At 64.7% G+C, this 22,331-nt stretch carries 23 protein-coding genes; 17 read left to right on the forward strand and 6 right to left on the reverse strand.

Going from position 1 to position 22,331, the window contains the following annotated elements; translation table 11 throughout:
- Positions 1-387 precede the first annotated feature (387 nt).
- The 3 genes from H582_RS0116900 to H582_RS0116910 all read right to left on the reverse strand — a co-directional run bounded on the left by H582_RS0116900 (position 388) and on the right by H582_RS0116910 (position 3,487).
- Positions 388-1,407, reverse strand: a complete 1,020-nt coding sequence (locus H582_RS0116900) for a FecCD family ABC transporter permease (RefSeq protein WP_028599458.1) — start codon at positions 1,405-1,407, stop codon at positions 388-390.
- The gene (locus tag H582_RS0116905; protein ID WP_101808918.1) at positions 1,404-2,420 is read right to left on the reverse strand and encodes a FecCD family ABC transporter permease; all 1,017 of its coding nucleotides are present in this window, start codon (positions 2,418-2,420) and stop codon (positions 1,404-1,406) included. Before H582_RS0116905 ends, H582_RS0116900 begins: the two co-directional genes overlap by 4 nt.
- Before the next feature lie 101 nt (positions 2,421-2,521).
- A complete protein-coding gene (locus H582_RS0116910; protein ID WP_028599460.1) occupies positions 2,522-3,487 on the reverse strand; it encodes an iron-hydroxamate ABC transporter substrate-binding protein in 966 nt (321 codons plus the stop codon).
- A gap of 193 nt (positions 3,488-3,680) precedes the next feature.
- On the opposite strand from H582_RS0116910, the gene H582_RS0116915 reads away from it, so the two are divergent.
- Together H582_RS0116915 and H582_RS33175 are read left to right on the forward strand one after the other, a co-directional pair.
- Positions 3,681-4,754 carry an NAD(P)/FAD-dependent oxidoreductase gene (locus H582_RS0116915; RefSeq protein ID WP_028599461.1) on the forward strand — a complete coding sequence of 358 codons (1,074 nt, stop codon included), beginning with the start codon at positions 3,681-3,683 and terminating at the stop codon, positions 4,752-4,754.
- A 206-nt stretch (positions 4,755-4,960) separates the two neighbouring features.
- Positions 4,961-6,754 (forward strand): methyl-accepting chemotaxis protein, encoded by a 1,794-nt coding sequence (locus H582_RS33175; protein WP_028599462.1) that lies wholly within the window; start codon positions 4,961-4,963, stop codon positions 6,752-6,754.
- A gap of 412 nt (positions 6,755-7,166) precedes the next feature.
- Here the strand turns inward: H582_RS33175 and fabV are convergent, their stop codons facing one another.
- Positions 7,167-8,354, reverse strand: coding sequence for an enoyl-ACP reductase FabV (fabV, locus tag H582_RS0116930; RefSeq protein WP_028599464.1), 1,188 nt, complete (start codon positions 8,352-8,354; stop codon positions 7,167-7,169).
- 211 nt (positions 8,355-8,565) lie between these two features.
- On the opposite strand from fabV, the gene H582_RS32450 reads away from it, so the two are divergent.
- From H582_RS32450 to H582_RS0116975, 9 genes are all read left to right on the forward strand, one after another.
- Complete coding sequence (locus tag H582_RS32450; protein WP_164820197.1) at positions 8,566-8,712, forward strand: hypothetical protein; 147 nt, start codon at positions 8,566-8,568, stop codon at positions 8,710-8,712.
- A 132-nt stretch (positions 8,713-8,844) separates the two neighbouring features.
- Entirely contained in the window at positions 8,845-9,603 is a 759-nt protein-coding gene (locus H582_RS0116940) for an SDR family NAD(P)-dependent oxidoreductase (RefSeq protein ID WP_028599465.1), read from the forward strand.
- Between the two features lie 162 nt (positions 9,604-9,765).
- Positions 9,766-10,881 (forward strand): endospore germination permease, encoded by a 1,116-nt coding sequence (locus H582_RS28170; protein ID WP_052333370.1) that lies wholly within the window; start codon positions 9,766-9,768, stop codon positions 10,879-10,881.
- Positions 10,878-12,398 (forward strand): spore germination protein, encoded by a 1,521-nt coding sequence (locus H582_RS28175; RefSeq protein WP_052333371.1) that lies wholly within the window; start codon positions 10,878-10,880, stop codon positions 12,396-12,398. The genes H582_RS28170 and H582_RS28175 overlap by 4 nt, the downstream gene beginning before the upstream one ends.
- The gene (locus H582_RS0116955) at positions 12,391-13,569 is read left to right on the forward strand and encodes a Ger(x)C family spore germination protein (protein ID WP_028599466.1); all 1,179 of its coding nucleotides are present in this window, start codon (positions 12,391-12,393) and stop codon (positions 13,567-13,569) included. Before H582_RS28175 ends, H582_RS0116955 begins: the two co-directional genes overlap by 8 nt.
- 86 nt (positions 13,570-13,655) lie before the next feature.
- Entirely contained in the window at positions 13,656-14,051 is a 396-nt protein-coding gene (locus H582_RS0116960) for a phage holin family protein (RefSeq protein ID WP_028599467.1), read from the forward strand.
- Between the two features lie 155 nt (positions 14,052-14,206).
- Positions 14,207-14,587: a cupredoxin domain-containing protein gene (locus tag H582_RS0116965; protein WP_052333372.1), complete on the forward strand. Its 381-nt coding sequence runs from the start codon at positions 14,207-14,209 to the stop codon at positions 14,585-14,587.
- Between the two features lie 143 nt (positions 14,588-14,730).
- A complete protein-coding gene (locus tag H582_RS0116970) occupies positions 14,731-15,861 on the forward strand; it encodes an ABC transporter permease (RefSeq protein WP_028599469.1) in 1,131 nt (376 codons plus the stop codon).
- Complete coding sequence (locus H582_RS0116975; RefSeq protein WP_028599470.1) at positions 15,858-16,544, forward strand: ABC transporter ATP-binding protein; 687 nt, start codon at positions 15,858-15,860, stop codon at positions 16,542-16,544. Before H582_RS0116970 ends, H582_RS0116975 begins: the two co-directional genes overlap by 4 nt.
- 118 nt (positions 16,545-16,662) lie before the next feature.
- On the opposite strand, the gene H582_RS0116980 is transcribed toward H582_RS0116975, so the two are convergent.
- Positions 16,663-16,914, reverse strand: a complete 252-nt coding sequence (locus tag H582_RS0116980) for a hypothetical protein (RefSeq protein WP_028599471.1) — start codon at positions 16,912-16,914, stop codon at positions 16,663-16,665.
- Between the two features lie 137 nt (positions 16,915-17,051).
- Between H582_RS0116980 and H582_RS0116985 the strand changes: the two genes are divergently transcribed.
- From H582_RS0116985 to H582_RS30265, 5 genes are all read left to right on the forward strand, one after another.
- Positions 17,052-17,339, forward strand: a complete 288-nt coding sequence (locus tag H582_RS0116985) for a Dabb family protein (RefSeq protein WP_028599472.1) — start codon at positions 17,052-17,054, stop codon at positions 17,337-17,339.
- Positions 17,340-17,366: 27 nt separating this feature from the next.
- Complete coding sequence (locus tag H582_RS33180; RefSeq protein WP_255309805.1) at positions 17,367-17,489, forward strand: hypothetical protein; 123 nt, start codon at positions 17,367-17,369, stop codon at positions 17,487-17,489.
- 19 nt (positions 17,490-17,508) lie between these two features.
- Positions 17,509-17,928, forward strand: a complete 420-nt coding sequence (locus tag H582_RS0116995) for a DUF86 domain-containing protein (RefSeq protein ID WP_028599473.1) — start codon at positions 17,509-17,511, stop codon at positions 17,926-17,928.
- Positions 17,929-18,107: 179 nt separating this feature from the next.
- Complete coding sequence (locus H582_RS32455) at positions 18,108-18,617, forward strand: DUF948 domain-containing protein (RefSeq protein ID WP_101808927.1); 510 nt, start codon at positions 18,108-18,110, stop codon at positions 18,615-18,617.
- Between the two features lies 1 nt (position 18,618).
- Positions 18,619-19,083: a YtxH domain-containing protein gene (locus H582_RS30265; protein ID WP_052333373.1), complete on the forward strand. Its 465-nt coding sequence runs from the start codon at positions 18,619-18,621 to the stop codon at positions 19,081-19,083.
- Between the two features lie 58 nt (positions 19,084-19,141).
- On the opposite strand, the gene H582_RS30270 is transcribed toward H582_RS30265, so the two are convergent.
- Positions 19,142-20,104 (reverse strand): AraC family transcriptional regulator, encoded by a 963-nt coding sequence (locus H582_RS30270; RefSeq protein ID WP_052333374.1) that lies wholly within the window; start codon positions 20,102-20,104, stop codon positions 19,142-19,144.
- Positions 20,105-20,224: 120 nt separating this feature from the next.
- Here H582_RS30270 and pyk point away from each other — a divergent pair, with 120 nt between their 5' ends.
- A complete protein-coding gene (pyk, locus tag H582_RS0117015) occupies positions 20,225-21,646 on the forward strand; it encodes a pyruvate kinase (protein ID WP_043111522.1) in 1,422 nt (473 codons plus the stop codon).
- Positions 21,647-22,331 lie beyond the last annotated feature (685 nt).

Consider the following 22,331-nt stretch of genomic DNA (forward strand, 5'->3'; position numbering starts at 1 on the left):
CTACGCGCGGAAAAACTGTGCGTAGCCAGCGAAGCCGACGCGACGCGGCGCTCTACGCGCGGAAAACCTTGCGAGATGTACATACGAAAAGAGAGCGGCTACAAAGTCCGCTCTCTTCAGGGCATTTACTAGATGGTGTGGGGCGTTCAGCAGGAGCGGAGGGGACGGAAACCTCTTGGAGAAGCGGGAGCGGTTCCCTTGAAGGCCGGATTCCTTCCGTTTCGGGAAGGGAGATCAGAGGAATCTGGGCTTCAGCGGAATCGGAAAGAGGTTCCGTACCCGGAGCGCAGCCAGCGGCCAGCCGAACTGGAATTGCCGTACCCGGAGCGCAGCAGCGGCCAGCCGAACCGGAATTGTCGTACCCGGAGCGCAGCGGCCAGCTCCGGACTAGGAAGTCGTCCGCCGAAGCAGCAGGTAGACGAAGTAAGGCGCGCCGATAAAAGCGGCGACGACGCCGGCGGGCACGCCGTTGGGATCCGCCAGATTGCGGCCGATCGTGTCGGCGGCGAGCAGCAGCCAGCCGCCGATCAGCATCGCGATCGGCAGCGACAGCTGGTTGCGCGGGCCGACGAGCGCCTTGGCGATATGCGGCGCCATGAGCCCGATGAAGCTGATGCCGCCCGTCACGGAGACGGAGGAGGCGGCGAGCGCGACGGCTGCGATGAGCAGCCAGATGCGCTCCTTCTGCACCGGCAGGCCGATGCCGACGGCGACCGGCTCGCTCAGCTCAAGCAGGTTGAGCTGGTTCGCTTTGTACAGCGTGAACGGGATGAGCAGCAGCAGCCACGGCAGCAGCGCCCAGATGAACACCCAATCGGTGCCCCAGATGCTGCCGGACAGCCATTTGGCGATGAAGTCGACCTTCTCGCGGTCGGAGACAGAGGAGATGACGACCGTCATGATGCCGGAGATGGACAGCGAGAAGCCGACGCCGATGAGCACGAGCCGGACCGGATTCAGTCCTTCGCCCTTGCGATACGAGAACAGGTAGATGAAAAAAGCGGTCAGCATCGCGCTGGCGAAGGCGACCAGCGTGAGCAGATAGACGAAGCTGCCCGGCTCGATCGGGGCGAACAGGAAAAATACGGCGACGCCGAGGCCGGCGCCGGTGTTGATGCCGATGATGCCCGGATCGGCAAGGTCGTTGCGCGTCACCCGCTGCAGGATCGCGCCGGAGAGGGCGAGGCCGACGCCGGCCAGGAAGGTGATGGCGATGCGCGGCAGGCGGATCGAGAAGAGCACGAACTCCTCCTTGCGCGAGCCGTCGCCGAACAGGACGGGCAGCACCCGTTTGATGCCGAGATTGGAATAGCCCCAGCTGGCGCTGACGAGCATCGTGACGGCGACGAGCAGCAGCAGGACGATCAGCGCGATGCGCTGCCGCCGGCGCGCGAGCGATTCGATCATCGGAACGCGCCTCCTTTCCGATTGACGATCCAGAGGAAGAACGGCAGGCCGAGCATGGCGACGATCGCCGTGAGCGACGTCTCATACGGCGAGTTGACCGTGCGCGCGAACGTATCGGCGAGCAGCAGCAGCGCGGCTCCGCCGACAGCCGACACCGGCAGCACGAAGCGGTAGTCCGGACCGACGATCGCGCGCGCGACATGCGGCACGAGCAGTCCGACGAAGGCCATATTGCCGACGAGCGCCACCGCGGCGCCGGTGAGCAGCACGACGACGACGAACAGCAGCGTCTTCGCGAGCGCGGTATTTTGGCCGAGGCCGGTCGAGACTTCCTCGCTCATGCTGAGCACGGTGAGCTGGCGGGATAGGAGCAGCGCCCCCAGGATGCCGGCTCCGATGAACGGCGTGACGAGGGCGAGCTGCTTCCAGGTCGTGCCGATGACGCCGCCGGCGTTCCACAGGTTGACCTGCTGCGAGATCTTGAAGTGCAGGCTGACCGCGTCGGAGGCTGCGAACAGCAGCGCGGAGATCGCGGCGCCGGCGAGCACGATGCGCAGCGGCGAGAAGCGGTTGCTGCGGGAGGCGCTGATGCCGAAGACGAGCAGAGCGGCGGCCGTCGAGCCGATGAAGCAGCCGATCATGATGCCGATGTAGCCGATGTTCGGAAACAGCGCGATCGTCAGCGCGAGCATCAGGTTCGCTCCGGCCGTCAGGCCGAGCAGGCCGGGATCGGCGAGCGGATTGCGCGTCATGCCCTGCATGACCGCGCCGGCTACGGCGAGCGCGGAGCCGACCGCCATGGCGGCCAGCTCGCGCGGCAGGCGCAGCTCGCGGATGGTGAGGACGGCCTTTTCCGAGGAGGAAGTGAACAGGGCCATCAGCACATCGCGGAAGCTGGTGTCGGCCGCGCCGAAGGTGAGGGCGAAGAAGAAGCAAAAGGCGAGAGCGACGAGCGAGGCCGCGAGCTTCCAGCCGAAATAAGCGCCTCTTCGCCGGGACAATGGTTGCTGCATGGGGGAACCTCCTTGATCGATCGTCCGGCGGTTCGAGCCGGTCGGCTAAACAGCGAAAGGAACCCTTGAACGAGCAAGAGTTCCAGTCGGATCATCCTTGGTCAGTTGCCGAGGAAATGGGATTTGAAGAAGTCGAGCTGGTAGTCGAGCGTGATCGGATCGTTGAAGTAGAACTCCTTGGCGTTCGCTTCGAACACTTGGCCGTTCTTCACCGCCGGGATGTTCTTGTACGACTCCGTCTGCTGGAACGCGTTCTCCTGGTCGAGGTATTTGCTGATGATCAGGTAGTCACCGGCATATTCCGGAAGCACTTCGGCGGAAAGGGCGTAGTACCCGTCCTGAAGCGCCATCTCCTTGACCTTCTCCGGCATGTTCAGCTTCATCGCCTGATAAAGGACCTCGGTGCCGCGGCCCCAGTTGTCGCCGAACACGTACAGCTGCTTGTCGTAGCTCTCGATGACGGAAACCGTCTTGTCGCCGATCTTGGCGCGGATCTGCTCGCCGGCCTCTGCGGCGCGAGCCTTGAAGTCGTCGATCCATGCCTGGGCTTCCTTCTCCTTGTTCAGCAGCTTGCCGATCTCCAGCTGCTGCGTCAGGTAGTCGACCTTGCCGTAGGTGTAGGTCACGGTAGGGGCGATTTCCTTGAGCTTGTCGAGGTTTTTGGTGGTGGACAAGCCGATGATCAGATCGGGATCGAGCTCGATGATCTTCTCGATGTTCTCCTCGCTGATCTCCTCGACGCCGGCCAGATGGTCCTGGTAGCGCGGATTCATCTTGGACCAGCTGTCGACGCCGACGAGCGGCACGCCGAGAGCCATGACATTGCCCGCATAAGAGGCGACGACGATGACGCGCTGCGGGTTCGCCGGCACTTCGATCGGTCCGTTCTCGGACTCGTATGTAATCGTTCCTTCCGTCGCGGCTGCGGAGCCGTTCGCATTCGCCGCAGCGGCATTTTCAGCTCCGGCGGCGCCTTCGTTCGTGCCGGCGTTGGAGCTTTTCTGACCGCCGCATGCAGTCAAGAGAAGGAGGAGCGACAGGATGAGCGGCAGGCATATCTTTTTCAACGATGATCTCTCCCTAAATGAATGATAATGATTATCAATGACGTTCTTCACTATAGAGCTGTCCGCGGGATCTGTCAAGCCTGGAGTCGAAGATGGCGCGAGAAAACCGCCTTGCCGAAGCGGGCGTTGCCAAGGGAGAAAAAAGACGGTAAAGTAAATGAGAATGATAATCAATGGAGCGGGGGGAACCGGATTGAACGGGAATCGCGAAGGTCGGGAAACCGAGGAGCTGTTCGATACGACCATTATCGGCGGAGGGCCGGCCGGGCTCTATTCCGCCTTTTATAGCGGACTGAGAGGGCTGCGGACCAAGATCGTCGAGTATCAGCCTCGCTTGGGAGGCAAGATCCACATCTATCCGGAAAAGATCATCTGGGATGTCGGCGGGCTGACGCCCGTGCCGGGCGCGCAGCTGATCGAGCAGCTTGTGCAGCAAGGGCTGACATTCGATCCGGAGGTCGTGCTCGGCGAGAAGATCGAGCGCATCGTGAAGGACGAGGAAGGAATCTTTCTGCTCGAGGGCTCTTCGGGCCGGATCCACCGCTCGCGCACGGTCATCGTGGCCGTCGGCGGCGGCATCCTCAATCCGCAGCGGCTGCAGATCGAGGGAGCGGACCGCTTCGAGGTGTCGAATCTCCACTATACGGTCAAGTCGCTCAAGCAGTTCAAGGACAAGGTCGTGCTCGTCTCCGGCGGGGGCAACTCGGCCGTCGACTGGGCCAACGAGCTGGTCGCCGTCGCCCGCCAGGTGTACGTCGTGCACCGCAAGGAATCGCTCACCGGCCATGAGGCCAAGGTCGCCCAGCTGCTCGGCAGCTCGGCGAAATGCCTGTTCCAGACGTCGATCACGCGCTTGCTTGCGGAGCCCGGATCGGACCGCATCGGCAAGGTCGAGCTGACCCATATCGCAACGGGCGAGATCGCGGAGGTGGAGGTCGAGGAGGTCGTCATCAACCACGGCTACGAGCGCGACAGCTCGCTGCTCGACAACAGCCCGCTGGACCTCAAGCGCATCGACAGCTTCTACATCGCCGGCAACGGCAGCGGCGAGTCCTCCGTGCCGGGGCTTTATGCCGCGGGAGACATCCTCATGCAGGAAGGCAAGCTCCATCTCATCGCCGGCACGTTCCAGGACGCGGCCAACGCCGTCAACCGGGCCAAGATGCATCTGAATCCCGATGCCGACAGCTACGCCATGGTTTCCTCGCACAACGACGTGTTCAGCAGCCGCAACAAAGAAATCGTCAAGCAGCTGCTGAACAGCTGAACGCCGCTTCGCCGTCATCAAGGCCGTCCGCATCCGCATGCGGACGGCCTTTTTCGCGCGCTTCTACTCTGCGATAAGTCGATAGCGACTTCCTGCTCCTTCCTTTGTTTAACGCTCCGTTGACGATTCGACCGGCTGGTTTTAATCGTCCTTCCGTAGACTTGAGCCACTCGAATGCAAGCGGGACTTCGGAGGAGGAAGACAGAATGCGCATTTTCAGGGGAAGCGGCTGGTCGGACATGCAGACGAGGCTGATCGCGAGCTTCGCGATCGTCTCGCTGCTGCTGGTCGGCCTCGCCGTCTATCAATTCGAGCGGATCAGCCAGGTCCGCAGCTCGATGACCGAGCAGAAGCGGGAGATGGACAAGCGGCTGTCGACCGCGAAGATCAGCCAGTTCCTGCAGGAGCTGGATCGTTTGGAGGGCGAGCTGAAGCGGGAGAACGACGCGGAGCGCATCGAGCCGTTCCGCACGGTCCATCAGGCGATGGAGACGGAGCTGAGTCGGCTGGACTTCTCCGGCAGCACCGCCGCGCAGGAGGATCTCGAGGCGCTGCGGACGAAGTCCGGCCATTACGCCGGCGAGGTGGAGAAGATGGCCGCGCTGCTTCTGGATGAAAATGCCGATCCGCTGGAGCTGCTGGAGCAGATGGATCTGCTCCATACCCGCACCGCCGCGGAAAACGTGACGATGCTCGACATCAGCAGCCGGCTGAGCGCGGCCGCCGACCGCAACGCGGGCGCCGCCCAGGCGCTCTCGTTCGAGCGGCTGCAGGACACGCTGACGATGTCGGGCGCTGCCGCGCTGGCGGTCATCGCGCTTACCGTGGTCGTCGCGTTCCTGCTCGTCCGCTCGTTCCGCGCGAGCGTCGGACAGCTGGAGCGGGCCGTCGGAAGGCTCGCCGAGGGCGATCTGCGGGAGCGGATCGGCTCCTCGCGGACGGACGAGCTCGGCCGGCTGAGCCGTCAGTTCGACGTGATGGTCGACCGGGTGCACGGAATGCTGCAGCGGAGCCGCGCCGTGGCCGCTTCGCTGGAGAGCCGGTCGGGCGCATTCCGTGTGTCTGCCGACGTGACGGCAGCGGCGAACGAGGAGATCCTGCGCTCGATCCGGGACATCGCCGCCGGCGCGGAGAGCCAGAGCGAGCTGTCCGAGGAGACGAGCCGGCTGATGGACGGGCTGGGCGCGGATGTGGAGGCGATCGCGGGCCTGGCCGACGGGATGCTGAAGCTGCGCGGCACGGCGGAGGGCGATACGCGGCGCGGACAGGAGACGGTCGGCCGGCTGCGGGAGACGTCGCGGCAGACCGAGGAGAGCATCGCCTGCATGTTTGAGGAGCTGGAGCGGCTGAGCGGATTCTCGAGCCAAATCTCCGGCATTACGAAGTCGATGATCGAGCTTTCTTCGCAGACGCATGTGCTGGCGCTGAACGCCTCCATCGAAGCGGCGCAGGCGGGGGCGTACGGCAAGGGATTTGCCGTCATCGCCGAGGAGGTCAGGCGGCTGTCGAACCAGACGAAGGAGTCGACGACGGTCATCGGAGGGCTGATCGGCCGGCTGCAGCAGGGCATGGAGCAATTCCGCTCCTCGATGGAAGGCAGCCGCAGCCTGCTCCTGGAGCAGCAGGAGCAGGTCGCGGCGACGCTCGGCAGCTTCGAGGCGATCGGCGGGTCGATGACCCGCATCAGCAAGAGCATCGACGAGGTGCATGCCCAGGTGGACCGCACGCGCGACGCTTGCGGCGGACTTCGGCAGCTCGCCGCCCAGGTGTCGGGCATCGCCGATAGCGCGGCCGCGGCGGCGCAGCAGGTGCTCGCGTCGGGCACGATGCAGGACGAGGAGATCCGCCGGATGGCCCGCCAGGCGGCGGACGTGCATGAGCTGTCGGAGCGGCTGGCGGCGGATATCCGCCTGTTCCTGCTGCGCGAGGAGGAGGGCGAGGAGGCGAAGCCTGACGGAGGGCGGGCTCGGCCGGACGGAGACGGCGAAGCGGCAGCATGAGCGCAGGCAGGGAGCGGACCCCGCCGCTGACGGATAAGGCGTGCGCGGGCCCGCGCACGCTCCGGCTTGGCCGGACGCTCCATCCGCCGGTTCCTTGCAGCTCGCGGCAAACCTAAAGCAGCCCGTTCCTGGCTCCCAGGACGGGCTGCTTCTTCTTAAGCTCCGACCGCGCTCAGCGGGCCGACGGGATGTCGACGATGGGATCGGCGCCGGGCGCCGCTCAGCGCGCCGACGGGATGTCGACGATAGGATCGGCGCCGGGCGCCGCTCAGCGCGCCGACGGGATGTCGACGATGGGATCGGCGCCGGGCAACGCTCAGCGGGCCGACGGGATGTCGACGATGGGATCGGCGCCGGGCGCCGCTCAGCGCGCCGACGGGATGTCGACGATGGGATCGGCGCCGGGCGCCGCTCAGCGCGCCGACGGGATGTCGACGATAGGATCGGCGTCCTGCTCGTAGTCGACGCCGGCCGTTTCAAAGCCGAACAGCTGGAAAAACTCCTTGCGGTAGCCTTCGAGATCGGTCCGCTCGTCGATGTTGGAGCTGTCGACCTCGGCCCAGATGCGCGCGACCTCGTCCTGCACGTCTGCGCGCAGCTCCCAGTCGTCGATGCGAATGCGGCCCTTCTCGTCGAGCGGGGTGCCGCCATCCGCATACAGCAGCTCGAACAGGCGCGCCGTCTGCTGGATCGTATTCTCGTGCAGGCCTTTGTCCTTCATGACCTTGTACAGCGCCGACACGTACAGCGGCACGACCGGGATCGCCGAGCTGGACTGGGTGACGAGCGCCTTGCTCACGCTGACGTAGGCGCGTCCGCCGAGCGGAGCGAGCTGCCGCTGGAGCTCCAGCGCGGTCGCCTCGAGATCGTCCTTGGCCTTGCCGATCGTGCCTTCCCGGTAGATCGCCTGCGTAATCGAGGAGCCGATGTAGGAGTAGGCGATCGTGACGGCGCCTTCGGCGAGCACGCCGGCCTGCTGCAGGCGGGTGATCCAGCGCTGCCAGTCGGCGCCGCCCATGACGGCGACCGTCTGCCGGATGTCGTCGTCCTCGGCCGGCTCGATCGTCACCTCGCTCACTTCGCCGGTGTGGAAGTTGACGGTCTTGTTCGTATACGGATCGCCGATCGGCTTGAGCGTGGAGGAGAACGTCTCTCCGGTGTCGGGATCGGTGCGGCGCGGAGCGGCTACGCTGTAGACGACGAGGTCGACCTGGCCGAGCTCCTCGCGGATCGTCTCGATGACCTTGTCCTTGGTCTCGTCGGCGAAGGCGTCGCCCGTGACGCTGATGGACGTCAGGCCGGCCTCGGCGGCCTCGCGCTCGAAGGCGGCGGAGTTGTACCAGCCGGGAGATGCGGTGCGCTTGTCCGTCGCGGCGGACGGACGGAAGACGCCGACGGTCGCCGCGCCGGCGCCGAAAGCGAGGGCGATGCGGGCGGACAGGCCGTAGCCGGTCGACGCGCCAAGCACGAGGGCGCGCTTGGGTCCTTCCAGGCGGGGCTGCTGCTGTATGTACTCGATCTGCTCGCGGACCTGGCGCGCGCAGCCTTCCGGATGCGCGGTCGTGCAGATGAAGCCGCGTGTTCTCGGTTTGATGATCATGATCAGGCATCCTTTCTCCTAGCGGCGGGATCGAATGGTTCGGAAGCGGCGGATGCCGGCATCCGACTTTCATTGTAAGGGATTCAGGGGAAAAGGGAAACCTTGCGGACGCGCCTGATGGAGAAGCGGAGGGAGGGGCAAGCTACCGGATGCGGCGCGGCGGCCCTGCGGGGACCGCCGGATCAAGCCCGCGGAAGGAGGCGGATGGAAAATGGCCAAAGGCGGCAAGATCAGCCTCGACAGCAAGCAGCAGTCGCTGGCGCAGCGGTCCAAGGAAGCGGAAAATCGGGCCGCTGCCGGCAGCGACGAGAACCGCAATCAGAAGGGACATGTTCCGAACCAGCCCTCGACCGGTTAAAATGGAGGCAGGACGGGCCTTGGCCCCGGACGCTCGGCCGGATGCCGGCCGATAGATCCGGAGGGCAGCGGGGTATAGAGGTAGATACCCCGGGCGGCTTGGCGGCCGGCCCGAAGCGAAAGGATGAGAGCGATGGAGAGCAGGCGGACGGAGACGGACAGGACGATCATCACGGGAGCGGGCTCCGGCATCGGCAGGGCGCTCGCTCAAGCCTATGCCGGCAAAGGGGACGAGGTGCTGCTCGTCGACCGCAGCCACGAAGGGCTGGAGCAGACGCTGCGGCTGATCGAGGCGGCAGGCGGAAAAGCGCAGGTCCATGTGGCGGATCTGAGCCGCCCGGAAGCAGTGAAGGAGCTGTTCGGGCGTGTCCGGGAAAGCTGGGGCGCGGCCGACGTGCTGGTGAACAACGCCGGCATCAGCGCCTTCAAGCCCCTCTGGGAGCTGGAGGTGGAGGAATGGGACGTCGTGCTGGATACGAATCTGCGCGGCACGTTCCTGTGCAGCCGCGAGGCGGCCGTTCTGATGCGGGAGAAGGGCGTGCGGGGACGGATCGTGAACATCGCCTCGACGCGGGCGTTCATGTCCGAGCCCGACTCGGAAGCGTACGCGGCGTCCAAGGGCGGCATCCTCGCGCTGACGCATGCGCTCGCGCTCTCGCTTGCTCCGCACGGCATCCGGGTCAACTCGGTCAGCCCCGGCTGGATCGAGACCGGCGACACGGCCAAGCTGAGCGTCCGCGACCATGAGCAGCATCCGTCCGGCCGCGTCGGACGTCCGGACGACATCGCCCGCGCCTGCTTCTATCTGACCGATCCGGCCAACGATTTCGTCACCGGCGAGAACATTACGGTCGACGGCGGCATGACGCGCAAGATGATCTATGCCGAATAGGCTCGGCTCTTCGCCGAGTCCGCGGCCTGGCCGCATCATTCAAAAGCCTTCCCGCCCGGCGCTGCCGGAGCGGGAAGGCTTTTTGAATTGAAGCCTGCCGGCCTCGCTTTTGGATATTCCTGCCGATAGAGGGATAATCTAACCCCAAAAGGAGGGGATCGCATGCAGGCCGCGAACCAGATCGGCCGCTTGCCGGCCGTGTTCATTCTCGTGCTGTCGGTCGGACTCGTCAATCACGTCCTGATCTTGCCCATTATCCTTCGTGTCGCCGGCCGCGACAGCTGGATCAGTCCGCTGCTCGCCTGCGTGCTCGGCGTCCTGTGGATATGCCTGCCTGTCTACGGCACGATGAAGCGGCTGCGCGAGCCGTTCTGGTCGGCGGCGGAGCGGACGCTCGGCAAGGCCGGCTCATGGGTGCTGAAGCTGCCGGTGCTTGTCGTACTGCTGGCGAACGCATTCAATTCGCTCATCGACACCATTTCCTGGAGCAAGTCGACCTATCTGCCGGCTACGCCCAATTTCATGTTCGCGATCTGCCTGCTCGGCGTCTCGCTTTATGCCGTCTCCAAAGGGCTGCGGACGATCGCTTTCGCCTCATGCGTCCTGCTGCCGTTCGTCGTCTTGTTCGGAGACTTCGTCATGGGAGCGAACATGCCGCATAAGGACTATCAGTTCCTCAAGCCGTTCCTCGTGCAGGGATTCACCCCGGTGTGGCACGGGGCGCTGCTTGCGGGCTGCTCTCTCGTCGAGATCTACATCCTCGTGCTGTATCAGCACCATATCCGGCAGAAGTTCGCCTTGTGGCAGCTCCTCCTGCTCATGGTGGCGCTCGTGCTGCTGACGATGGGACCGCTGCTTGGGGCGATCACGCAGTTCGGGCCGGCCGAGGCGGCCAAGATGCGCTATCCGGCCTTCTCGCAGTGGCGACTTGTCCAGATCGGCAAGTACATCGAGCATCTCGACTTCTTCGCGGTCTACCAGTGGCTGTCCGGGTCGCTCGTCCGTATCGCGATCAGCCTCTATCTCGTCCAGGAGCTGCTCGGGATCCGGCGGCCCAAGGCGAAGGCGGCATACGGCTGGCTGCTGTTCGCAGCGCTGACCCCGCTGGCCCAGCTGGTCACGAACCATATGATTCCGTGTCGCGAGCTGATGGTGTATTATTTCCCGGCATCCGGACTGCTGCTGCTGCTGGTCAGCCTGGGCAGCTGGCTCGTGGCGGCGCTGGCGCGAAGCGGCCATTCGAAGCCGGCTGGCGGAAGCAAAGGAGGACAGACATGACCCAACAAGGAAAATCGGGCAGCCGGTCGGCGTTCTCGATCGGCCGCGCGCGCGGCAGCGGCCAGGACCGGTCCCGGGAGCGGGACGGCGTCCGGCGCCGCCGCTGGACGAAGGAAGAGCTGCTGGACAAGCTGGAAGGCTGCGGCGACGTCGAGATGCTGGATTCGGGGCTGATGACCGAGCAAGGCGGGCAGAAGGATGTCGTGCTGCTGTATTGTCCGAACCTGATCGACTCCACGCTGTTCCAGCTGTCCGTGCTGAGCGAGCTCAGGCAGCATGGCGGCCGGATCGTAGCCGGCTCGGACACGAAGCTGCTCCATTTCGATCCGGCGGACGAAGTCCAGAACCTGTTCGAGGCTCTGTTCAGCGGAGCGGTGCTTATCCTCGCCGGCGAGGGGGAGGAGCAGCGGATCTACCTGTCGGACATCGCCAACCTGTCGGTCCGGCAGCCCGACGAGTCGGTCATGGAAGTATCGCTCAAAGGGCCGCGCGACGGCTTTGTCGAGAACATCCAGCAGAACATCAGCCTCGTGCGCCGGCGGCTGAAGACGCCGGACCTGCAGATCGACCTGCTGACGGCGGGAAGCGAGTCCCGCACGCAGATCGCGCTTCTGTTCATGGCGAGCCTCGCCGAGCCGGCGATCGTCGAGAGCGCGCGGCGCAGGCTGGAGAACATCGCCGATTCGGTCGTCTCCATCGAGAGCAGCACGCAGATCGAGGAGCTTGTCTCCGACGGCAAGGGAAAGATGTTCCCGCTCGTCCACTACAGCGGACGCCCTGACTTCGTCGCCTCGTCGCTGATGGCCGGGCGCATCGCGATCCTCGTCGACGGCAATCCCGCCTGCGTCATCGCGCCGGCGGATCTCGCCTTCCTCCTCAAGTCGCCCGAAGACCTGCACATGCCGTACTTCTATGTCTCCCTGGAGCGGACGCTGCGCTTCATCGGGCTGTTCCTCAGCCTGTTCGCTCCCGGCTTCTGGATCGCGCTCTGCTCGTTCAACACGGACCAGATCCCGTTCAACCTGCTGGCGACGATCTCCACTTCGCGCAGCGGACTGCCATTCTCGAGCACAATGGAAATATTCCTCATGCTGACGATGTTCGAGCTGTTCCGCGAGGCGGGGGTGCGGCTGCCGCGGGCGGTCGGGCAGACCGTGTCGGTCGTCGGCGGGCTGATCGTCGGCAACGCGGCGATCGAAGCCGGCCTCACGTCGCCGACGATGCTCGTCGTCGCCGCCGCCACCGCCGTCGCGACGTTCTCGCTCGTCAACCAGACGCTGAACGGGACGGTCACGGTGCTGCGTTACGCCGTGCTCGCCGCGGCCTCCGTGCTCGGCATGTTCGGCTTTTTCATCAGCCTGCTGGCGATCGTCGTCCATGTGTGCTCGCTGGAGTCGTTCGGCCGCCCCTACATGGCTCCGCTCGCGACGATGGAATTCAAGAACATGCTGCCGAGCTTCCTGCAGCTGCCGTGGAAGAAGCGCAGGCTGCAAGGCGGAGGCGGAAGCCATGACTAGCCGGCGCGCCTCCCGCGCCGCCTGGCTCCGGCTCGTCGCGGCGCTGCTGCCGGCGCTGCTGCTTCAGGGATGCTGGGACGAGATCGACATGACCGATCAAGGGTACGTGTCGGCGCTCGGAGTCGACTACGTCGACGGCCAGTATGTCGTCTACACGCAGCTGATCCAGTTCAAGGCGATCGCCAAGCAGAAAGGCGCGGGTCCCGGCAACGGCAACGTATGGGTGGGAACCGCCAAAGGAAAGACGCTGCTGACCGCGATGGGCAACCTGCAGCGGACGAGCCAGTTCGTCCTCAATATGGAGCACCTGAAGGCGATGATCGTCCACGAGCGGGCGCTGCCGCTGATGAGCGACATTCTCGACGCGAACAACCGCCAGCGGGCTTCCCGCTATACGACGCTCGTCTTCGGCACGCGGGGGCCGATCGCCGAGCTGCTCCAGACGGAATCGTTCTTCGGCTCCTCGCCGCTGCTCAGCGTGCTGTACAACCCGAGCAGCCAGTACGCGCAGAGCAGCTATATCCGGCCGATCAGCATGCAGGAGCTCGTCCGCTTCCTCGACGAGGAAGGCTTCACGGCGATGCTTCCTTCCCTGAAGCTGGACAAAGGCAATTGGCTGCAGTCCGACCGGGAGCTGAAGGTGCAGGCGTACGACGGGCTGTTCGCATTCAACCACCGCAAGTTCAAGCGGTTCCTGCCGCTGGAAGACACGGAGGGCTTCCGCTGGATCGATCCTTCCTTCCTGCAGTATGTGGTGAATACGAAATCGAAAGAGGACGGGGGAGACGGGGACAAGCAGGGCCAGCCGAACGCGAGCGTAAGCATCACCCGCTCCCGGCCGCGCGTCAGCATGGACGTATCCGATGGGGAACCGCATTTCCGGATGGAGGTGAGCTTGGAGGGCCATGTCGTCGAGCTGGACGGCAATCTGGACGAGCAGGAGATCACGCGGCAAGTGGAGGAGGCGATCCGAAGCGAGATCATGGACACGTTCCGCAAAGGCTGCGCCGCCGGAGTGGACGTGCTGCTGCTTGGAGAGAAGCTGTACCGCGACCGGTATCACGTCTGGAAGCAGCTCAACAGCGGGCGGGAATGGATTCCGAAGCCCGGCCAGCTCGAGGCGGTAGTGAAGCTGGAGCTCATCCACACGGGCAAATTCAACCTCAGCTGACCTGCGGCGTGCAGGCGGACAAACAGTCCGCAGGACAAGACGGCGCATAAACTGTTCTATCGAACCCGATAGAGGAGGAATGCGCCATGAAAGACGGACTGGCCGTGCCGCTCGCCGCCGTCATCGGCTCGATCGTCAGCTTTGCCTTCGGCATCTGGCACGAGTCGCTGACGCTGCTGCTCGTCTGCATGGCGGTGGACTATATCACCGGAATCTCCGCTTCGCTCAAGGAGCGGCGGGGGCTGAGCAGCATCGTCGGCTCCTGGGGGCTCGCGCGCAAAGGACTGACGCTGCTCATCATTCTGATCGCGCATCGGATCGACGAGCTGCTGGGCGGCGGAAGCGCGGTGATGGGCGCCGCGATCTATTTCTACATCGGCAACGAGCTGCTGTCCATCGTGGAGAACTGCGGACGCATCGGGCTGCCGCTGCCGGAAAAGCTGCGGTCGGCGATCGAAATCTTCCGCCGCAAGGACGAGTGAACGACACGGAATGTTCAATGAATTGTCAAAATCTTGCCCTCGATGTCCGCATGGAAGCGGTTGAAGCTTGTGATGGACCCCCTTTATTCGTTATAGTAAGAAATAGCTATGGACAAAACTGGATCATCATCAATGCAAAGGGGAGCAAGAACCTCATGAAATGGATTATGTCAATTCTGCTCGTCATTACCGCTGGCGTCGGCATCTACATGCTTACGCTCGGCCTGCCGGAAGGTCCGAAGGACGAGACGGCGGATCTGCCGGAAGGCGTGGAGCTGCTCAAGGTGACCGCCTCCAACGATTTCGTCTTCGACAAGCAGGAATACGTCGTCAAAGCCGGCCAGAAGTACAAGCTGGTGCTGCATAACAAGAGCGGCATCCATGGACTCGGCATCGAGGAGCTCGGCATCGACCTGCAAGGCGATACGATGGAGCAGGAAGTGACCTTCGACAAGCCAGGCCGTTATGAAATGCACTGCTCGGTCATGTGCGGCATCGGCCATGCCGACATGAAATCGACGCTCGTCGTCGAATAATCGGCGCCGCCGGATCAAGCGCTCCCTTCGGGGGGCGCTTTTTTTGCGCGCTTCGTGCGCCATCGCCGATGTAACCAGCGGTTCACGCTCCGTTCATACGCCGTCCCTAAGCTGAATGCATCGAGACAAGGAGGCGATGAAGGATGTTTTTGGCGCTTCGGGAAATGAGGCATTCGAAGCTGAGGTACGCGCTGATGGCGGCGATATTGATTCTGGTGTCCTTTCTCGTGCTGTTCGTGACGGGGCTGGCCAAAGGACTGAGCTACGCGAACGCGTCCTCGGTCGTCAACATGCCGGCGGACGCGTTTCTGCTGTCGGCGGATGCCGAGCATCGGCTGGCGCGCTCGGAGCTGGCCGCCCCGCAGGCGGAGCGGATTCGCGAGCTGGCTGGGGAAGGCAAGTCGGAGGCGCTCGGCGTGCGGATGGCTGCGGTCGAGGTCGACGGAGCCGGCAAGGCCGACGCGGCGGTGCTCGCCGTCGATCCGGAGGGCTGGCTCGCTCCGCCGGTGGTAGAGGGCGCTGCGCTTGCGCCGGGCGATACGGGCAAGGCCTTGGCGGACGCGCAGCTGAAGGCTGCGGGGGCGCGCATCGGCGGGGTGCTGACCGATACGGCCAGCGGACGGAGCTGGGAAATCGTCGGCTTCGCGCAGGACGAATCGTTAAGCCATACGCCGGCGCTGTTCGTCAGTCCGGCCGAATGGGCGGAGCTGGCTCGGCCGGTCCGCGGCGGAGCTGCCAGCGGCGGCGGCGAGCCGGCGGGCTCGGCGCCGTATAATGCGATCGCCTTGCAGGGCGACGCGCAGCGGCTGGAGGCGATCGCGGCAGAGCTGCCGGACACGGCGCTGCTGAGCAAGCGCCAGGTGATCGAGGCGATCCCCGGCTACTCGGCGGAGCAAGGCTCGCTGTCGATGATGATCGCGTTCCTCTATGTCATCTCGGCGTTTGTGCTGGCGGTATTCTTTTATGTCATGACGCTCCAGAAGCTCGGCCAGTTCGGCATCCTCAAGGCGATCGGCGCCGGCACCGGCTATCTGGCGCGCAGCGTCGCGGGGCAGGTGCTGCTGCTGGCGGCGGCGAGCCTGGCCGCGAGCCTGCTGCTGATCGCGGGCTTCCGCGCCGTGCTGCCGGCCTCGCTGCCGTTCCGGCTGGACGAGATGACGCTGCTCGCCACCTGCGGCTTGTTCCTGGCGACATCGGCCGCCGGCTCGCTCGTATCGATCGTCAAAGTAGCCCGCGCCGATGCGCTGGAAGCGATAGGGAGGACAACGGCATGAACAGGACGAAGGCGAAGCTCGTGCTGGACGGAATCACGCATGCGTTCACGGACGGGGAGAAGGAAAGGACGATTTTGGACGGATTGTCGCTCGAGGTGGGGGAGGGCGAGCTGGTCGCGGTGACCGGGCCGTCCGGCTCCGGCAAGAGCACGTTCCTGTCGATCGCGGGGGCGCTGCTGTCGCCGGACGGCGGCGAGGTGCGCATCGACGGGCAGCCGCTGTCCGGCATGGACGCGATGCGGCTCGCGCAGCTGCGTCTCGGCAAGCTCGGCTTCATCTTTCAATCGGCGAACCTGATCCCTTACTTGAAGGTGGAGGAGCAGCTGCTGCTCGTCGCCAGGCTTGCCGGCATGCCGCGGGCGGAGGCGGCGGCGCGCTCGCGGGAGCTGCTGGAGCGGCTCGGCCTCGGCGGCCGGCGCAAGGCGTATCCGGAGCGGCTGTCGGGAGGGGAGAAGCAACGGGCGGCGATCGCCCGGGCCTGGATGAACGGGCCCGAGGTCATCCTCGCGGACGAGCCGACGGCGAGCCTCGACGCGCCGCGCGGCGCGGATGTCATGGAGATGCTGCGCGCAGAGGTGAAGGCGCGCAGCAAGGCGGGCGTCGTCGTGACGCATGACGAGCGGGTGCTCTCGTTTTGCGACCGGGTGCTCGTGCTGGACGCGGGCAGGCTGAAGCCGGCCTGACGGCGGCGGAAACGGCGGCAGCCCGGCGGCGCGCTCCTTCTTTTAGAGGAGGAGCTTCGCTGCCGGGCTGCTTCGCGCGCGGAGCGCGGCGTCCATGGGGGGGGCCGCCGATGCGGCTTCAGACGCGCCTGCGCCTGCGGCCAGCCGCGATCAGCCGGTCGCAGGCATAGCCGATGACGGCGTAGCACAGCACCGTCAAGGCGTACATGACGATGACCGGCGTCTTGTGGATGTCGTAGAACACGTCGGATATCCAGGCGACCGGACTGAACATGAAGAAGAACACATTATGGGGGTCGTAGCCCGTCGAGCTGAACAGGCACAGGATCAGGCCGAGGGCAGTCGCAGCAAGCGTGACCGGATAGCGCATATGGGCAAAGCTCCCTTCCGCCGGCATTGCCGAATCGTACGGCTTGCGTTATTATGGGTCAAAAGGGCGCCGGACATGCAGACGGCGGACAAGGCCCTTCCGCCTGCGGGCACAACTGGATTGGAGGATACGCGGCAATGTTGACTCATATCGTCTTTTTCCGCCTGAAGGACCGCTCTCCCGAGAGCGTCGAGGCCACGGCGGCCGTCCTGCGCGCCATGGAGGGCAAGATCGAGGTTCTCCGCCATCTGGAGGTCGGCAAGGACGTCGTCCACTCGGAGCGCTCCTACGACATCGCGCTCGTGACGAAGTTCGACTCTCTCGAGGCGCTGGGCGAGTATCAGGTCCATCCGGTCCATCAGGATGTCATCCGCCATATGAACGAGGCGCGGGAATCGTCCGTCGCCGTCGATTACGAATCCTAAGCGGAGCCGGGGAGGAAGCATTCATTCATGGAAGAGCAGCAGTCGCTCGGGGAAGACTTCTATATGATGATCACCTATCTTTTTGTCGTCGTCATCAGCAGCGTCATCATGATCGTCTGGCTGAAGCGTCGCGGCAAAAAGAAGAAATAAGCATTCACGGAGGCGCTTCATGTATTATGTGAACGTGCAGGACATCCGGCTGCGGCTGGATGCGATACCTGACTTGATCCAGGCGCTGGACGAGCTGTCCGCCGTCTGGGACGGCTCGGCGCTCCACGGACTGGCGCAGGAGCGGCTGCTCCATCTCGCGATCGAGACGGTCACCGATGTCGGCAGCTGCCTCATCGACGGCTACATCATGCGGGAAGCGAGCAGCTACAGCGACATCATCGAGATCATCGGCGGCGAAGAGGTGGTGGACGCGGAGCTGGCCGACCGGCTCAAAGCGCTGACGGCGCTGCGCCGCCCGCTCGTGCAGGAGTTCTACAGCTGGCCTCGCGGCGAGCTGCATCCGTATACGCCGGAGCTGGCCGGCTGGCTGCGGCGCTTCAGCGATCAGGTCGGGCACTATCTGCAAAAAGAACAGTAGCATCATTAGCCGCATCCGCCGCCATGAAGGCGCAGGATGCGGCTTTTTTCATCGTTCCGTCAGCCCGGACTCGCGGGCTGGCTTTTTTTTGTGTCACTTGGAGCCCGCGGCGCATCTACTGAGAGCAGGAACTGGGCTCCCGCCCGGTCCGGCAACAGATGCAGCGGGAGGCGAGGCGGATGGAATGGTGGTATGCGGGCTGCGCGGCGCTGCTATGCCTGTCGGCGGCTGCGGCCGCTTGGCAGGCGCGGGCGCTGATGCGGCGGCTGGCCGAGACGGCGGCGGAGCTGGAAAAGGCTTCGTCGCGCACGCTCGGCGAAACGGCGGAGCTGGCCGGCGAGCTTCGCGCGCTCGTCGGAAAGGCGGAGCAGGCGGCCGTCATGGCCGGCCGGCAGCTCGAGAAGCTGGCGCCGCTTGCGGAAGCGGCCGGTTCGCTGCAGGCAGCGGCGGACACGGCCGGCACGGCCGCACGGCGGATCGCCGAGCAGGCGGCCGGCACCGCGGATGCGGCCGCAGCAAGAGTCCGCTCGGCGGCCGGCAAGTACCGGCCTCAGCTCGAGGAAGCGATCGCCATCGCCGACGCCGCGCTCGAAGGCTGGATGTATGTGCGCTCGGCGGCTTCCCGGCTCAGATCGCCTGCATGTTCCGGCGGGGAACAAGGGAACCCTAATGACGAAAGGAGAGATTGACATGGTCAAATGGCAAACGAAGAAACGCGGCGGGGGCTTCCTGCTCGGAGCCCTGGCCGGAGGCGTCATCGGCTCGGTGACAGCGCTGCTGTTCGCCCCGAAATCCGGCAGCGAGCTGCGGAGCGACATCGGCGAGCGCGCATCGCGCGCGGCCGACAAAGCAGGCGAGATCGGCTCGCGGATCGGCAGCTCGGCGGCCGAAGCGGCGCGCCACACGGCCGAAAGCGCCTCGGCGCTGAAGGAAAAGGCGATCCACACGGCCGATCATCTGGCTTCCGGCATCAAGTTCTGGGAGCGCAAGACGGAGGAGCCGATCGTATCCATCGCATCGGCGAACCTTTCTTCGGCCGCGATCGAAGGGGCCGATACGATCGAGGAGCTGGCCGGCAGCCTGCAGGCGGCGGACATCCTGGACGAAGAAGAAGCGGCTGCGATCCAGACGAACGGCGAAGACGACAAGATCTGAGAGCCGATCGCGAATCGGGGCGGAGCCGGAGCGTCGTCCATGCGGCTCGGGCTGCGTCCTAATCCGAGCGGCCGGCGTAGCGGGAAGGCGGCATGCCGAACGTTCGTCCGAATATCCGCTGAAAATACGAAACCTCCCCATAGCCGAGATAATCGGCTATTTCTTCTATCGTCAGAAGCGATTCCGACAGCATGTAGACCGCCGTCCGCATGCGCTGGGCATGCACGTACCCGCTGATCGTCTGTCCGGTCCCCTGGCGGAACAGCGTGGCGGCGTAGTTGGGCGTGCGTCCGATGCAGCGCCCGAGGTCTTCTTTGGTGACCTTCTCCCGATACTTGTCTTGGATGTAGGCTTTCATCCGCTCCAGATGGCGTTCGGCGACCGGTGTCGGCCGACCGGCATGAGCCTCGCGGCTCCAAAGCGCCGCGATCTCAAGCGCGATGCCTTCTCCGCGCACGCGGTAGCCTGGCTCGCGGTCGCTGTCTTCCTCGAGGAGCGTGCGCAGCCGGCCTACCATCCAGTCGAGCCGCAGCGTATGCAGCAAGGCTCCCTGCGACGGCAGGCCAAGCTCCCGCACGGATGCGCAGTCCGCTTCGATTCCAAGCAGGTAAAGCTCCTGCATGCGGCCGCTGCCTGCATGAACCGAGGGCAGGGAGCCCGGCGGAGCATAAGCCATGTCGCCCCGCTTCAGCTCAAGCTCCGTTCCATCCGCGTCCAAGCGCAAGGCAAGGCTCCCGTACGCCATCAAAAGCAGCAGCCCCATCCCCGAGCCTGCCTGCTGCGTTGTGCCGGAGCTTGCGAGCGGCGGTTCGAAGGAGCTACCTGGCAGCGGCGCTTGAAGCGTGTTGTCGGAATGCGCATGCAGCGGCGCATGAAGCGGGTTGTAGGAATGCGCATGCAGCTGCGCTTGAAGCGGGTTGTCGGTATTCGCGTGCCGCTGCGCTTGAAGCGTGTTGCCGGAACTCGCGCGCAGCGGCATGCCGTCGAGCTTTCCCTGCAGCCTCCTGATGGTCCAATCCATTCTATTCCTCCTCTGTTGCAACCCCTAAATCGTACTATAGTTTTCTAATCATACTATAGCATGTCGAATCCTGGCGAACAGAAAGGTACAATAGGGGCAGAAGATGAGGAGGCTATTGCTGTGACTCTACGCAAAACGAAAATCGTCTGTACGCTCGGCCCCGCGAGCGAATCGCCGGAAGTGCTCGTCCAACTGATGGAAGCCGGCATGAACGTCGCGCGCATCAACATGGCGCACGGGGAGCTGGAGGATCATGCCGCGCGCATCCGCGCCGTCCGGGAGGCTTCTCGCGTATCGGGAGCCGTCGTGCCGGTGCTGATGGACATCAAAGGTCCGGAGGTGCGGATCGGCAAGCTGAAGGAGCCTTACGTGACGCTCGTGCCCGGCGGGGAGCTGACGCTTACGACCGTGGAGCTCGAAGGCGACGCATCGCGAATCTCCGTCAACTATGCCGGACTGCCGGAGGACGTAACGGAAGGCAGCACGATTCTGATCGATGACGGCCTCATCGAGCTGTCGGTGCTGGAGTCCGGCGGCACGGAAATCCGCTGCCGAATCGTCAGCGGCGGCGCGCTCAAGCCTCGCAAGGGCGTCAACCTGCCCGGCGTGCGCACCCGCCTGCCCGGCGTGACGGAGCGGGACGTGAACCATATCCGTTTCGGCATCAAGGAGCAGGTCGACATCATCGCCGCTTCGTTCGTCCGCAAGGCCGAGGACATCATGGAGATCCGCCAGATCCTGGAGGAGCAGGGGGCGGGCCACATCCAGATCATCTCCAAGATCGAGAACGACGAGGGCGTGGAGAACCTTGACGCGATCATCGAAGTGTCGGACGGCATCATGGTCGCCCGCGGCGACCTCGGCGTCGAGATCCCGGTCGAGGACGTCCCGGCCCTGCAGGAAGAGATGATCCACAAGTGCAACCTGGCCGGCAAGCCGGTCATCGTCGCGACCCATATGCTCGAGTCGATGCAGGTGAACCCTCGTCCGACGCGCGCCGAGGTGAGCGACGTCGCCAATGCCGTCATCCAGGGCACGGACTGCATCATGCTGTCCGGCGAGACGGCGGCGGGCAAGTACCCGGTCGAGTCGGTGCGCCGCATGGCGTCGATCGCCGCCAAGACCGAGTCGCTCGCCGATCACCGCCTGCAGTTCCGCACGCGGCAGGTGCTGCATGCGACGACGACGACCGAGGTGATCAGCCAGGCTGCGGTAGGGTCCTCGCTCGACCTCGACGCCAAGGCGATCCTGACGCCGACGGAATCGGGCTTCACGGCCCGCATGGTGTCCAAGTATCGTCCAAAGGCGCCGATCATCGCGATCACGCCGGAGCCGACGACGATCGCCAAGCTTTGCCTGCTGCGCGGCGTCATCCCGGTGCTCGGCGAGCGCGCGGAATCGACCGACGCGATGTTCGAGTCGGCCGTCGACGGCGGACGCAAGACGGGCCTGCTGCAGGACGGCGACTTCGTCGTCATCTCCAGCGGCGTGCCGACGGGCAAGGCCGGCGCGACGAACCTGATCAAGATCATGCAAGTGTAAGCCGTCTGGCCCGCTCTAAGCGGACACGACGCCAAGATCGGAAGCCTCTTTCGACCGATGCGAGCCTTTGCGGCAAGCGGATGTCGGGAGAGGCTTTTTCTCATGCAGGGTGCTGCGCGAGCCGAGCCTTTTTCCGATTCCACTGGAAGCCGGATGCCCGGATCGCCCTACCTCCGATTCGGAGGCCATCCGTCTTCCAAGAGGACCGCTGCCGCTTCTCCGAAAGGCATCGTCACGCTCCGCTCCTTTCGTCCCGGGTCTGCCCTCCCCTTTTATGGAGTAAAGGAGCCGTCTCCCGTTCCTTGGCAGACGGCAGCCTGGGTCGCCCGCTGCACGGACCAGCTCCGACTCGACGGTCAGGCCAGCTAGCTGGTCGCGCCAGCAAGGTGATCGAGAAAATCGAGTAGCCCATGTGCGGAGAGGGTGCGGAGCGAAGGAAGTTGCGCGGAAAAACCGAGCAACTCGTGTGCGGAGGGGAGGAACGAAGGAAATTGCGCGGAAAAACCGAGCAACTCGTGTGCGGAAGGGGTGGAACGAAGGAAGTTGCGCGGAAAAACCGAGCAACTGGATGCATGAGTAGGGTTGAATCTCTAAATGGCGTTGGAAACCGCGAGTCGTGCGCGAAGCGCAAGCAGATCCTGAAACCGTAGCGAAGTGGACGGGGAACTCGTGGAGAAGCGGCAGC

The sequence above is a fragment of the Paenibacillus pasadenensis DSM 19293 genome, assembly GCF_000422485.1.
GTDB lineage: Bacteria > Bacillota > Bacilli > Paenibacillales > Paenibacillaceae > Paenibacillus_O > Paenibacillus_O pasadenensis.